The 14106-nt window shown below is 65.4% G+C and carries 9 protein-coding genes; 2 read left to right on the forward strand and 7 right to left on the reverse strand.

All coding sequences use genetic code 11. The features are described from left to right. Nucleotides 1–74 precede the first annotated feature (74 nt). The 6 genes from rnd to N2604_RS20645 all read right to left on the reverse strand — a co-directional run bounded on the left by rnd (nucleotide 75) and on the right by N2604_RS20645 (nucleotide 7407). Entirely contained in the window at nucleotides 75–1223 is a 1149-nt protein-coding gene (rnd, locus tag N2604_RS20620) for a ribonuclease D (protein WP_260370084.1), read from the reverse strand. A 489-nt stretch (nucleotides 1224–1712) separates the two neighbouring features. Further along, a complete protein-coding gene (locus N2604_RS20625; protein ID WP_260370085.1) occupies nucleotides 1713–3047 on the reverse strand; it encodes an ABC transporter substrate-binding protein in 1335 nt (444 codons plus the stop codon). An 11-nt stretch (nucleotides 3048–3058) separates the two neighbouring features. Beyond that, the gene (locus N2604_RS20630; RefSeq protein WP_260370086.1) at nucleotides 3059–3928 is read right to left on the reverse strand and encodes a carbohydrate ABC transporter permease; all 870 of its coding nucleotides are present in this window, start codon (nucleotides 3926–3928) and stop codon (nucleotides 3059–3061) included. Beyond that, nucleotides 3925–4875 (reverse strand): carbohydrate ABC transporter permease, encoded by a 951-nt coding sequence (locus N2604_RS20635; RefSeq protein ID WP_260370087.1) that lies wholly within the window; start codon nucleotides 4873–4875, stop codon nucleotides 3925–3927. The genes N2604_RS20630 and N2604_RS20635 overlap by 4 nt, the downstream gene beginning before the upstream one ends. Nucleotide 4876: 1 nt before the next feature. Next, nucleotides 4877–5728 carry a phosphodiesterase gene (locus N2604_RS20640; RefSeq protein WP_260370088.1) on the reverse strand — a complete coding sequence of 284 codons (852 nt, stop codon included), beginning with the start codon at nucleotides 5726–5728 and terminating at the stop codon, nucleotides 4877–4879. Nucleotides 5729–5934: 206 nt separating this feature from the next. Continuing rightward, complete coding sequence (locus N2604_RS20645; protein ID WP_260376266.1) at nucleotides 5935–7407, reverse strand: YdiU family protein; 1473 nt, start codon at nucleotides 7405–7407, stop codon at nucleotides 5935–5937. Between the two features lie 197 nt (nucleotides 7408–7604). On the opposite strand from N2604_RS20645, the gene aspS reads away from it, so the two are divergent. Beyond that, on the forward strand, nucleotides 7605–9377 hold the full coding sequence (gene aspS / locus N2604_RS20650) for an aspartate--tRNA ligase (protein ID WP_260370089.1): 1773 nt from the start codon (nucleotides 7605–7607) through the stop codon (nucleotides 9375–9377). Between the two features lie 146 nt (nucleotides 9378–9523). Here the strand turns inward: aspS and N2604_RS20655 are convergent, their stop codons facing one another. Next, on the reverse strand, nucleotides 9524–11497 hold the full coding sequence (locus N2604_RS20655; RefSeq protein ID WP_260370090.1) for a hypothetical protein: 1974 nt from the start codon (nucleotides 11495–11497) through the stop codon (nucleotides 9524–9526). A 247-nt stretch (nucleotides 11498–11744) separates the two neighbouring features. On the opposite strand from N2604_RS20655, the gene N2604_RS20660 reads away from it, so the two are divergent. Beyond that, a complete protein-coding gene (locus tag N2604_RS20660; protein ID WP_260370091.1) occupies nucleotides 11745–14054 on the forward strand; it encodes an NADP-dependent malic enzyme in 2310 nt (769 codons plus the stop codon). Nucleotides 14055–14106: the final 52 nt, after the last annotated feature.

The raw sequence follows: 14106 nt of genomic DNA on the forward strand, positions 1-14106 counted from the left end.
CCCTCCTCGGAAACAGTCTGGATTGCTTCGTCGCAAGAGCTCCTCGCAATGACGATGGAGAGAGCGACGAAGCCCTACGCCCGCTGCACCCCGACCACGCGGCCTTTCTCGATCGCCAGCGCCAGCTCGCCGCGCTTCAGCTTCAAGGCGGCGTCGCCGAACAGCTCGCGACGCCAGCCGCGTAAGGCGGGCACGTCGGCTTCATCGTCCGCCGCGATCTCTTCGAGGTCGTCGACGGTCGCGATCACCTTGCTTGCGACCGCGTGGCGCTCGGCAGTCATCCGCAAGAGCACCTTCAACAGCTCGACGATGGCCGCGCCGTTGGAATTATTGCGCGGTTTCTCCAGCTTGGGCAGCTTCGTGAAGTCCCGCGCGAGCCCACGTTCGACCGCGGCAACGATGTCCGCGCCCCATTTGGATTTCTCGAACCCCTTCGGCACCGAGCGCAGATGCGCTAGCTTTTCCAGCGTAGTCGGCGCGTGAGTCGCGATGTCGGTGATGGCTTCGTCGCGCAGCACGCGGCCGCGCGGCACGTCTCGGCTCTGCGCCTCCTGCTCGCGCCAAGCCGCGACCTCCATCAGCACTGCGAGATCCTTCGGCTTGCGGACCCTCGTCTTCAGCCGCTCCCAGGCGCGCTCGGGGTGGAAATCATAGGTGCGGGGCGAGGTCAGGACCTCCATCTCGATGGAGACCCATTCGCTGCGGCGGCGCTTCTTCAGGTCGGCGTCGAGCGCGGCGAAGACGTCGCGCAAATGGGTGACGTCGGACACCGCGTAATGCATCTGCTCCTTGGTCAGCGGCCGGCGCGACCAGTCGGTGAAGCGGTGGGTCTTGTCGGGGCGGTGGCCGGTGACCTTCTCGACCAGGGCGTCATAGGCGATGCTGTCCCCGTAGCCGAGCACCATCGCGGCCACCTGGGTGTCGAACACCGGATGCGGGATGATGCCCGCCTGGTGCCAGATGATCTCGATGTCCTGGCGGGCGGCGTGAAACACCTTCAGCACGCCCTCGTTGGCCATGAGCTCGAAGAACGGCTTGAGATCGATCCCCTCGGCCAGGGCGTCGATGACCACGGCTTCCTCGGCGCTGGCCATCTGCACCACGCACAGCAGCGGGTAGTAAGTGGTCTCGCGCAGGAACTCGGTATCGACTGTTATGACGGGGTGCTTGGCAAGCCGGCTGCAGGCAGCCGCGAGGTCAGCGGTGGTAGTAATCAAATCCATGAACGGCCCATGACACTTGATATCAGCCGTTCTGCCGAAAGTGCTGTGATGTCAAGGGGCTCTAAGCGAATTCGAGCCTTGCATCGGGCCGAAATCGTCTGTTTCCGACCAAATTCCTATTCGTAACGGACCCGCTGCGACGGTTTTCGCGCGCAGGGCAGCGCCACCACGATCACGCACATGGCGACCAGAGCCAGTCCCAGGAACTCGATAACCAACAGATCCACAGCGAAACCTCCAGAAACATTGATAGATTTGTCGGGGCTGCGTTGAGGGTCTGTTAATTCGCGTGGTTACCGGCGCCGGGCCGGGCCGGATGGTAGATGGGGGGTTAACGACTCGATTCCGCTCGGTCGTCATGGCCGGGCTTGTCCCGGCCATGACGTTCTCTTCACGCGGGCGCAAGCTCGTGGATGCCCGGGCCTTCGCCTCGCCGAAGCGGCTTCGGCCGCGCAGGCGGGACAAGCCCGGGCATGACGGGGCATAGGTTTACGGCAGCTTCAGCGACGTCTCCGCGTTGTACGGCTTCAGCGTCTCGTCGGCGGCCTTCTGGGCGGCGGCGAGGGCTTCCTTCGGCTGCTTCTTGCCGTTGAGGACCAGCATCACCTCGTCCTCGAGGTTCTTGCGGACCGGCACGGTCTTGTAGGTCGCGAACCACGGCTTTGCGACGTCGAGCTGCTCGACGGCGGTCTTGGCGTCCGGGTTCTTGCCCAGGAATTCGACCATCTCGGGCGTCTTGTAGGCGGCCATGTTGGGCGCGAAATAGCCGGTGGCGCGGCTCCACCAGCCGCTCTTCTCGGGCGAGGTCATCCACTTGATCAGCGTCCAGGCGGCCTTCTGCTTGTCCGCTTCGAGCCCGGCCGGCATGATCAGCGAGGCGCCGCCGATCGGCACGGCGTTGCGGACGTTGCGCGGAATGAACGCGACCTTGTAGGCGAACTTGGCGTTGTCGCGAACGTAGGTGAGCGAGCCCGTCGACAGCATCATCATCGCGGCATTGCCTGAGATGAAGGAGGTGCTGACGGCAGGGCCGGGCGTGGCGCCGGGCGTATGCACCTTGTGCTTATAGATCAGGTCGTTCCACCAGGTGAGCGCGCCCAGCATCGAGGGCGTGTCGTAATAGACCTCGCCGCCGAACTCCTCGTTGTAGTAGCGCCCGCCATTGCTCATGGTGAGCGTTTCCATCATCCAGCCGCAATAGTCGTAGGCGCAGGGGATCGCGATGCCCCATTGGGTCACCTTGTCGCCCTCGCGCTTGGTCAGCTTCTTGGCCCAGTCGGTGAGCTCGGCCCAGGTCTGCGGCGGCTTGCTCGGATCGAGGCCCGCTTCCTTGGCCTTGTCGGCGTTGATGTAGAGCAGCGGCGTCGAATTGTGGAACGGCACGCCGTAGACCGAGCGGTTGATCACCGCATTGCCCTGCAGCGCCGGGAAGAACTGGCCGAGGAACTGCTCCTTGGTGGTGCCGTCGGCCTTGATCAGCGCATCGAGGTTGGTGAGCTCGTTCTCGATCTGCATGTCCAGCAGGAAATTTGCCGACATGATCACGGCCGCCGGCGGCTTGCCGGCCTTGATCGCGGCGCGCGTCTTGATCAGCGTGTCGTCGTAGGAGCCGGTGTAGACCGCGGTCGCCTTGACGTCGGGATGGGTCTCGTTGAACTCCTTGATCAAGGTGCCCATGTCGCGGGCGAGCTTGCCGTCGACCGGGACGGGGAAGAACAAATCGACCTCGGTCGGACCTTCACCGGCGAGAGCCGGGAAGGCGAGGGCGCCTGCCATTGAGCCTGCCATGGCGAGGCCAAGCACGATCCTGCGGGAGAACAGCATCGGAAAATCTCCTATTTGATGCCTGAGGTGACGAAAGAGCTGATGAAGCGTTTCTGGAAGATCAGGAAGGCGACGAGCAGCGGCGCGATCACCATCAGCGTACCCGCGGCGATCGTGCCCCAGGCCTGCGTGCCTTCGGCGGTTTTGGTGAAGACGGAGAGGCCGATCGTGAGCGGGCGCTTGTCCGGCGAGTTGATCACCATCAGCGGCCACAGGAAGTCGTTCCAGTGGCTGGTCACGGAAATGATGGCGAAGGCCGAGAAGCTCGGCATCGACAGCGGCACGTAGATGTGGCGGATGCGCTGGAACAGCCCGGCGCCGTCGATCAGGGCGGCGTCCTCGAGCTCGGTCGGAATGGCTTCGAACGCCTGGCGCATCAAAAAGGTGCCGAAGGCGGAGGCGAAGAACGGCATCATCACGCCGGTGAGCGTATCATAGAGGCCGAGCTGCACCACCAGCGACAGGTTCGGCACGATCAGCAGCACCGGCACCAGCATCAGCTGCATCAGGAACAGGTAGAAGATCAGCGTCTTGCCGGCGAATTCCAGGCGCGCGAAGGCAAAGCCCGCCAGCGTGATCGTGACGAACTGCACCAGCAGGATGCCGGTGCAAATGATCGTGGTGTTGAGCGTGTAGCGCGGGAAGTCACCGATCTCCCAGGCGTCCCTGACGTTGTCGAGCGTCGGCTTCAGGCTCGGCATGAGCTCGGCCATGGCGTTGATGCCGTCGGAGGCCGGGCGCAGCGTCGCCACGCCCATCCACAGGAAGGGGATGAGCCAGACGATCGCGAGCAGCACGGTCAGCGCGAAGCCGAGCTTGGGCGTGATCTCGCCGCGGGTGGCGAGCGGGGCATCCTTGTAGAGCCTGTCGATCAGCTTCATGGCCCGCCCTCGCGGTTGGCCAAGGTGCGGAAGGACAGCGCAGTGAGGCCCATCAGCGCGGCCAGCGTCAGCAGCGTCGCCGCCGAGGCCTTGCCGATGTCGTAGTGCTCGACCGCCTGCTGGTAGATGTAGAACAGCACGAGGTTGGTCGCGTTCGATGGCCCGCCCTGGGTCATGACGAAGACGTGGTCGACCTGCGTCACCGCGTTCAGCGTGGCGATGACGGTGACGAACAGGAAGGTGGGCTTGAGTTCCGGCAGGATGATGTGGCGCAGGCGCATGTATGGCCCGGCGCCGTCGAGATGCGCCGCCTCCATCACGTCCTCAGGCACGGCCTGCAGGCCGGCGAGGAAGAACAGCATGTAATAGCCGGCGTTCTTCCAGATGGTGATGACCATGATCGCGTAGAGCGCGATGTCGCCGTCGCCCAGCCAGTTCGGCAGCACCGGCAGCAGCCGGCCGATGTAGTAGTCGAGCAGGCCGACATTCGGCAGGAAGATGAACAGGAACAGCGCGGAGGCCGCGACCATCGGGATCAGCACGGGCAGGAACAGCGCGGCACGCAGCGCGCTGTTCACGGCATGGGTGCGCGACAGCGCCAGCGCGAACAACAGCGCAAGTCCGATGCTCGGCACCGCGGTGCCGACGGCATAGATCAAATTGTTGACGACGGCGCCGGCGAAGGCGGGGTCGGCGAGCACGGCGCTGATATTGTCGAGGCCGACGAAACGCACCGGCGCCTTGGGCGTGGCGCGCTGATACAGCGCATCCACGAGCACGCGGCCCATCGCGCCATAGGTGAACAGCGCGAGGAAGATCAGCGAAGGCAGGAGCAGCAGATAGGCCGGCAGCGAGGCCTTGAAGCGGCCCAGGAAGCGCTTCAGGACGTGCAGACGCGGTGCCGCCGACGTCGCGACCGGGAGAGCCGCGGGTTCAGCGAGGCTCATCTCATCGCGCCGGGAAATTGAGTGCATAGTCGCGGCCGTCCACTCCTGCCGGTGGTTCGAAGGGGAAGCGCAGACTCTGGTCGAGGAAATCGTGGCTGTGCACGACGAGGTTCTCGTCGTCGATCAGCACGACACCATAGGCCGGCGGCTCGTGGCTGGCGAGATGCTCGCTCGCCGCAGCGTCGAGCTCGAACCAGACCTGGTGGTTGGTGCCGCGCAGCGTCGAGAACGGGATCTTGCCGTAGCTGCCGAAGATCGGCCGGTGCACATGACCGAAGAACAGATGACGGATCCGCGCGCGATAGGGCGCAATCACCTCGGCGAATTCGGCGCTCTGCTTCAGCGCGATCTCGTCCATGGCGTGGACGCCGACCGGGAACGGCGGATGGTGCATGAACACGACGAATTCCTGGTCGGCGGGCGCGGCGGCGAGCGTGCTCGCCAGCCAGCCGAGGCGCTTTGCGCACATCTCGCCGGCATGGCTGGTCTCGTCCAGCGTGTCGAGGAAGACGAACAGGCCATGCTCGGTGGTGCGCGTGCCCTGCACGAAGCCGTTTGAATCGCGCGGCGCCGCCTTCAGCGCGTCGAGACAGGTGACGCGCTTGTCGTGATTGCCGACCATGGCGATGTAGGGAATCTTCAGCGCCGCCATCGCCTCGGCGAAGTTGGCGTAGGATTCCGCCTCACCCCAATGGGTGAGGTCGCCGGTCACCACCGCAAACGCAGCGTCGGACTGGTGCTTGTTGATGTCGGCAATCGCCGCATCCAGCCGGGCGCGCGGATCGAGGCCGTAGAGCTTCGCGCCGGGGTTCGCGAGATGCGTGTCGGTGAGGTGGATGAACTTGAAGGGCATGGCGCGCTTTGTCGGGACGGTTGGAGGATCGGCGCCTCCGGCAAGACGGCGCTGTCAGCCCGTTAGAGCGCATGTGTTTCAGTTTGATGACAGCGGTTCCGGCGGGCAGGACGTGTCCACAAGGCCCGCGGGACAGGAATGGACCGCGCAAGGCGCAATCCATGCAGTGCCTCAATTAGAGATGGTGGTGCGCGGTCGAACCCGCCTCACGTCCCGCAGAACGTCTGCAACACCCGCTGATCCGGCAGCGGCGGATCGGCGTAGGCTGCATACTCCGGCTGGTCCTCGAACGGCTTCGCCAGCACCTTCACCAATTCCTCGAACGGCGCGTAATCGTCGTCGTTCACCGCAGCCTGGATCACGGCCTCGACGCGGTGGTTGCGCGGGATGAACATCGGATTGACCGCGTGCATGGCGGCTCGGCGCTCGGCGGCAGTTTGCGGCTCCAAGGCGATGCGCGCGCGCCAGCGGCCGGCCCATTCGTCGAAGGCTGCGGGCTCCATGAACTGCGCGCGCACGTCGGCGCCGTCATCGCCTGCGGCCTCGCCCAGCTTGCGGAAGGTGAGGGTGAAGTCGGCCTGGTTCTTCGCCATGGCGTCGAGCAGGTCCTGGATCAGCGCCTCGTCGCCGTCGCGCTCGGTGAATAGCCCAACTTTCTTGCGCAGGCCTGCCTGATAGGCCGCGCTGAACGTCTCGGCGAAGGCGCCGAGAATATCCTGTGCTTCCGCGACGGCCTTCTCCTGCTCGTCCGAGAACAGCGGCAGCAGGCATTCGGCGAGGCGGGTCAGATTCCACAAGCCGATGCGCGGCTGGTTGGCGTAGGCGTAGCGGCCCATCTCGTCGATCGAGGAGAACACCTGCGCCGGATTGTAGGAATCCATGAAGGCGCACGGGCCGTAATCGATGGTCTCGCCCGAGATCGAGGTGTTGTCGGTGTTCATCACGCCGTGGATGAAGCCGACCAGCAGCCAGCGCGCGATGAGCTCGGCCTGGCGCGCGACCACGGCAGCGAGCAGGGCGTGATACGGCCGTTCCGCCTGGAGCAGGTCCGGATAGTGGCGCGTGATGACGTGATCGGCGAGCCGGCGGATCGCCTCGGTATCGCGGCGGACGGCGAAGAACTGGAAGGTGCCGACGCGGATGTGGCTGGACGCGACCCGGGTCAGCACCGCGCCGGGCAGCGCGGTCTCGCGAATGACGTGCTCGCCGGTGACCACCGCGGCGAGCGAGCGCGTGGTGGGGATGCCGAGCGCGTACATCGCCTCGCTGACGATGTATTCGCGCAGGACCGGTCCGAGCGCGGCGCGGCCGTCGCCGCGGCGGGAGAACGGGGTGGGTCCGCTTCCTTTGAGCTGGATATCGCGGCGGACGCCGTCGCGGTCGATGACCTCGCCGAGCAGGATGGCGCGGCCGTCGCCGAGCTGGGGCACGAATTGCCCGAACTGGTGGCCGGCATAGGCCATGGCGATGGGATCCGCTCCGGCGGGAACCGTCTTGCCGGCCAGGATCTCGGCCCCTTCCGGGGTCTCCAGCAGATCAGGATCAAGCCCGAGCTGAACCGCCAGCGGCCGGTTCAGCTTGATCAGCCTGGGGGCGGCGACCGGAGTCGGCGCGACGCGGGCGAAGAAGTTCTCCGGCAGCGCCGAATAGGAGTTCTGGAAGGGGAAATGCACCGTCATGACCTCAAGATAGGGCTGGAACGTCAATCGGCAAAGGTTCGCCCCCGGATAAGCCAAAAATGGGCACCTGAGGTCCAAATCCGGGCGTTCCCTTGGTTGCCGCCCCCGTCCTCCCGGGGTAAACCCTGCCGCAACTTCGGACCGGCCATCACGGGCCGTTCGATTCGCTTCCTTTCGACATTGATTTTGGGACGACCATGCATCGCTACCGGTCACACACATGCGGCGCGCTCCGCGAGAGCAACATCGGCGAGACCATCCGCCTCTCGGGCTGGGTCCATCGCGTCCGCGACCATGGCGGCGTGCTGTTCATCGACCTGCGCGACCATTACGGCCTGACCCAGTGCGTGGTCGACCCGGACTCGCCGGCGTTCTCGCTGGCCGAAAAGCTGCGCTCGGAATTCGTGGTCAAGATGGACGGCAAGGTCCGCCGCCGGCCCGATGGCACCGACAATGACGATCTGCCGACCGGCAAGGTCGAGATCTATGTCAGCGAGATCGAGGTGCTGGGCCCGGCCGGCGACCTGCCGCTGCCGGTGTTCGGCGACCAGGAATATCCCGAAGACATCCGCCTGAAGTACCGCTTCCTGGATCTGCGCCGCGAGAAGCTGCACCAGAACATCATGACGCGCGTCGAGATCATCAAGTCGATGCGCCGGCGCATGGAGGGGCAGGGCTTCTTCGAGTTCAACACGCCGATCCTGACCGCGTCCTCGCCGGAAGGCGCGCGCGACTTCCTCGTCCCGTCGCGCATCCATCCCGGCAAGTTCTACGCACTGCCGCAGGCACCGCAGCAGTACAAGCAGCTCTTGATGATGTCGGGCTTCGACCGCTACTTCCAGATCGCGCCGTGTTTCCGCGACGAGGACCCGCGCGCCGACCGTCTGCCCGGCGAGTTCTACCAGCTCGACGTCGAGATGAGTTTTGTGACGCAGGAAGACGTCTTTGCCGCCATGGAGCCGGTGATCACGGGCGTCTTCGAAGAGTTCGCCAAGGGCAAGCCGGTCACCAAGGGCTGGCGCCGGATTCCGTTTGCGGAAGCGCTGCGGAAGTACGGCAGCGACAAGCCGGACCTGCGCAACCCGATCGAGATGCAGGACGTCTCCGAGCATTTCCGCGGCTCCGGCTTCAAGGTGTTCGCGCGCATGCTCGAAGACCCCAAGAACCAGGTCTGGGCGATTCCCGCAGCGGGCGGCGGCAGCCGCGCCTTCTGCGACCGCATGAACTCGTGGGCGCAGGGCGAAGGCCAGCCCGGCCTCGGCTACATCATGTGGCGCGAAGGCGGCGAGGGCGCCGGTCCCCTTGCGAACAACATCGGGCCTGAGCGCACCGCCGCGATCCGCGCGCAGCTCGGGGTGAAGGAAGGCGATGCCGCCTTCTTCGTCGCCGGCGATCCCGACAAGTTCTGGAAGTTTTCAGGCCTCGCCCGCAACAAGGTCGGCGAGGAATTGAACCTCACCGACAAGGAGCGGTTCGAGCTCGCCTGGATCGTCGACTTCCCCATGTACGAGTACAACGAGGACGACAAGAAGGTCGACTTCTCGCACAACCCGTTCTCGATGCCGCAGGGCGGCCTGGAGGCGCTGAAGTCGCAGGATCCGCTGACCATCAAGGCGTTCCAGTACGACATCACTTGCAACGGTTACGAGATCGCGTCGGGCGGCATCCGCAACCACGTGCCGGAAGCGATGGTGAAGGCGTTCGAGATCGCAGGTTACGGCGAGCAGGAAGTGGTCGAGCGTTTCGGCGGCATGTACCGCGCCTTCCAGTACGGCGCCCCGCCCCACGGCGGCATGGCCGCGGGCGTCGACCGCATCGTGATGCTGCTCTGCGGCACCACGAATTTGCGCGAGATCTCGCTATTCCCAATGAACCAGCAGGCCATGGACCTCCTGATGGGCGCCCCGTCGGAAGCCACGACGAAACAGCTCCGCGAGCTGCACATCCGGGTGAACCTGCCGCAGAAGTGAGTGGCTGCGTAGGATACGCGCCGCGTCGGCAATGACGCAGCCGTAGCCCGGATGGAGCGAAGCGTAATCCGGGAGCATCTCGTGCGCAGACGGAATTGTCCCGGATTGCGCTCCGCTCTATCCGGGCTACGAGATCGGCCGCGTGCCTACAGCCCCGTCGAGGCCTCGATCCTGAACTGCGCCAGCGCGATGATCGGTTCCTGGTCGAGGACATCCACCAGCTGAAGCACCGGCAGCTTGCCGAGCGGTGTCAGCCTGATGCTCAGCGTTTGCCCTGAGGTCTCGACGAAGCCGGCGAGTGCATCGACCGCGACCTTGGCATCGAGATTGGAGGCCGCGATCTTCTCGCCCTGGGCCCGGATCATCGCGACGATGGCGCTACGCGCGGCGTCGCGGCTGACATTCTGCATGCGCGCAAACTGGGCCACGACCAGATCGACCACGCCGCGATCGCGCAAGGAGAGCTCGATGGCGCCGGTCTCGACCTGTGCCAGCTGATCCATAGCCTCGGACGGGTCCGTCGTGGTGAAGAGGTCGCGCGGCACCTTGGCAAGGGCCACGCTCAGCTGCGCCCTGGCGAGGTTGCCGAGATCGAGCGTGGCGGGGGCGAGCGCGAACGCGCCCGACGATTCCGTCCAGGCCGCGCCGAGATCGAGGTCGATCGCGAGCTTGTCCACGCCTGCCACGATCAGCGGCTGCAGCGCCGGATTGTCGGGATCGGTCGGCGTGACCATCTTCACGACCAGACTGGCCTTGCTCGGGATCGATCCGACCAGCTGGCCCCAGTTCAGGCTGATCGTGTCGACGGTGATAGGCTGCCGCGCGCTCTCATGGGGCGCCACCACGCCCTTGACCTCGGCGCCTTCGAGCACCCGGAACAGGCCCAGCATCTCTTCGGGCGAGGGCGGCTGCCCGTGCTTGCTGAGGCCCGCCGCCCAGCGCATCAGGTTTGCCGCGCTGAACGATTTCAGCGCGAAGCGCTCCATCTTGAACTGCCCTTGCGGAGACGGCGTGTCGACGCCTTCGACCGCGAATTCGCCGTCGTGGTATCTGACCGCCTTGATCCTGGCCGTTCCTTGTGGAAGGCCCATCGACGCCGTGCCGATCTCGATCCGACCAATGCGAAGACCCTCATAGAATCCGGCGAGCTTCTCCATCATCTCGCGAGATTGCGCGGCGGTCGCGACGACAGACCGGTCGGTCGGCATGAGTGCAACGATCTCAGCCGGCCGGAATTTGGAGGGCTGCACCGCGATGTCCTCGAAACTGATCCCGTCGATCTCCATCCGCATGCCCTGGGTCGATTTGAACACATAGCGGCCGGCCGAGATCTGCCGGTAGATGCGGTGATAGCTGTCGTCGCCGGCCTTCTGCGGGTCGAGCGCCGTGGCAACTGCTGTCGCGTCGAAATCATTGATGATGATGTTGGAGAGGTCGCCGGTCAGCTTGTCCTGTTTGCCCGGCTGCGGCACGTCGATGGAGAAGACGGCGCGGTCGGCCTTCATCCCGTCCACCTTGCCGCGCTTGAGATTCTGGACCGCCAGCCCGGAATAGGTGATTTCGCCGCTTCCAGCGGCGCTGCCGCTCGCGTTGAACGTCATCGTCAGCGTCGGAGCCGTGACTGATGATGCGGTGATGCTCTCGTATTGTTCGAGCACATACCGATAAATGTCGATCAGGGAGCCGTCCATCGGGGGATTGCTGCCGCGAATGGGGCCGGCATAGTCGCGCAAAGTGAGCTGCGGGATCTTGTAGGATGCCTTCAGCTTCGCGGCGCCGACCTGGTCCAGGGCGACTTCGAAGCCGCCGACGTCGATGCTGTCGGCCGAGAAGCGGGTATCGTCGATCAGGCGAACGCCGGTACCCTTGATGCCGACGATCTTGACCTGCGCTTGCGGCTGGCCGGCGGGTGTGATGGCGATGTCCTCGATCGTCAGCGTCCGGGTCGCGAGCTCGAAGGTGACCTTGCCATGGCTCGCCTTGCCGCCGCCTGAGCGGATCTGCTCGAACGCCGCCTCGACCTCGCTGGTCGCCCGATGCTGGACATAGAGGTTGAAGCCAAACCATCCGCCCGCGCCGAGCACGGCTATCACGATCAGGCCGATCAGGATTCGCTTCATTCCCAGCTCCAGTTGCTCGTTTTGCACCGCGCAACCTGCCATATTCGCGAAACGCCGCGCGGTCCAGGGAAAGCTATGGTTTTCAGATGTTTGACGGGGCGCCCTGTTGATGGGGGCGCAATCGGATGTTGCCACCGAGGCGCCCGGCGTGCTTCATCGCCTTTCCATGACCCGGAAATACGGTTCGCTTGGACAGCGGCCCCGGATCATGCATTTTTGAGGCCGGTAACGCGAGGCGAGACACCGCATGTCGTCCTATTCCGATGATCTCCACCAGGCGGCGCTCGCCTACCATCGTCTGCCGCGCCCTGGAAAGCTCGAGATCCAGGCAAGCAAGCCGCTTGCCAACCAGCGCGACCTCGCGCTGGCCTATTCGCCCGGCGTCGCCGCGGCCTGCACCGAGATCGCCAAGAACCCGGCCGAGGCGGCCACGCTGACCACCCGCGCCAACCTGGTCGCGGTGGTCTCCAACGGCACCGCGGTGCTCGGCCTCGGCAATATCGGCCCGCTGGCCTCCAAGCCGGTGATGGAAGGCAAGGCGGTCCTGTTCAAGAAATTCGCCGGCATCGACGTGTTCGACATCGAGATCGCCGCCGACACCATCGATCGCGTGGTCGAGACCGTGGCGGCGCTCGAGCCGACCTTCGGCGGCATCAATCTGGAGGACATCCGCGGACCGGAATGCTTCGAGATCGAAGCGCGCCTGAAGGAGCGCATGAAGATCCCGGTCTTCCACGACGACCAGCACGGCACCGCGATCATCGTCGCCGCCGCCATCAGCAATGGTCTGAGGCTGAACGGCAAGAAGCTGTCCGACGTCAAGATCGTGGCCTCGGGGGCGGGGGCGGCCGCAATCGCGACGTTGAACCTGCTGGTCTCGATGGGCGCGCAGCGCAAGAACATCTGGGTCTGCGACATCGACGGCCTCGTGCATGAAGGGCGCAACACCTCGATGGACCGCTGGAAGGCGGTCTATGCGCAGAAGACCGACAAGCGCACGCTCGCCGACGTCATCGGCGGCGCCGACATCTTCATCGGGCTCTCGGCACCCGGCGTGCTCAAGCCGGAGATGGCCAAGGCAATGGGCGACAAGCCGCTGATCATGGCGCTCGCCAATCCGACACCGGAGATCATGCCGGAAGAGGCGCGAAAAGCGCGCCCCGACGCCATGATCTGCACCGGACGCTCGGACTACCCTAACCAGGTCAACAACGTCCTGTGCTTTCCCTTCATCTTCCGCGGCGCGCTCGACGTCGGCGCTACCGCGATCAACGAGGAGATGAAGCACGCCGCCGTCGAGGCCATCGCCCAGCTCGCGCGCGAGGCGCCGTCGGATGCCGTCGCGCAGGGCTTCGACACCGGCGAGGCGCAGGGCTTCGGTCCGGGCTCGCTGATCCCGAGCCCCTTTGATCCCAGGTTGATTCTCCGCATCGCGCCGGCCGTGGCGAAGGCGGCGATGGAATCGGGCGTCGCGACGCGGCCCATCACCAATTTCGACGAGTACAGGGCGCTGCTCGAGCGCTTCGCCTTCCGCTCCGGCCTCGTCATGAAGCCGATGTTCGCCAAGGCCAAGACCCAGCCGGTGCGCGTGATCTATGCCGAAGGCGAGGACGAGCGCGTGCTGCGCGCCACGCAAGTCGTGCTGGAGGAGAAGCTGGCGCGGCCGATCCTGGTCGGCCGTCCTTCGGTCGTGGAGGCGCGCCTCAAGCGCTTCGGCCTCTCGATCAAGGCGGGCAGGGATTTCGACCTGGTCAATCCCGAGGACGATCCGCGCTACCGCTCCTACGTGCAATCCTATGTCGAGGTCGCCGGCCGGCGTGGCGTGACGCCGGACGCGGCGCGCACGGTGGTCCGCACCAACAACACGGTCATCGCGGCGCTTGCGGTGACGCGCGGCGAGGCGGACGCGATGCTCTGCGGCGTCGAAGGCCGCTACATGAGCCATCTGCGCCATGTCCGCGAGATCGTCGGCTTCTCGCCGGGGATCAGCGACTACGCGGCGCTGGCGCTGCTGATCACCAGCAAGGGCGCCTTCTTCATCGCGGACACGCAAGTTCGTCCCAATCCGAGCGCGGAGGAGCTCGCCGAGATCGCCTCGCTCGCCGCGGTCCACGTGCAGCGCTTCACCATCAAGCCGAAGATCGCCTTCGTCTCGCATTCGGATTTCGGCAGCTACGACACCGAATCCTCGCGCAAGATGCGGCGGGCGACGCAGCTCTTGAGGGAGAAGCATCCGGAGATCGAAGCCGACGGCGAGATGCAGGGCGACACCGCGCTCTCCGCCGCTGCGCGGCGAATGGTGCTGCCGCACTCCAAGCTCGAGGGCGAGGCCAACATCCTGATCATGCCGACCCTGGATACCGCCAACGTCGCCTATCAGATGATCAAGTCGCTGGCGGACGCGCTGCCCGTCGGCCCGATCCTGGTCGGCCCGGCGCGGCCCGCGCATATCCTCACCCCCTCGGTGACGGCGCGCGGCATCCTCAACATGACCGCAGTCGCGGTGGTGGAAGCGCAGGAACGCGCCTCGCGGCAGCAGCCGACGTTGTTTACCTGAAGCAGTCTGCGACGTTGCCTTCGCCTCTCCCCGCGTGCGGGGAGAGGCCGGA

Origin of the sequence: Bradyrhizobium sp. CB1015 (genome assembly GCF_025200925.1) — a bacterium.
GTDB lineage: Bacteria > Pseudomonadota > Alphaproteobacteria > Rhizobiales > Xanthobacteraceae > Bradyrhizobium.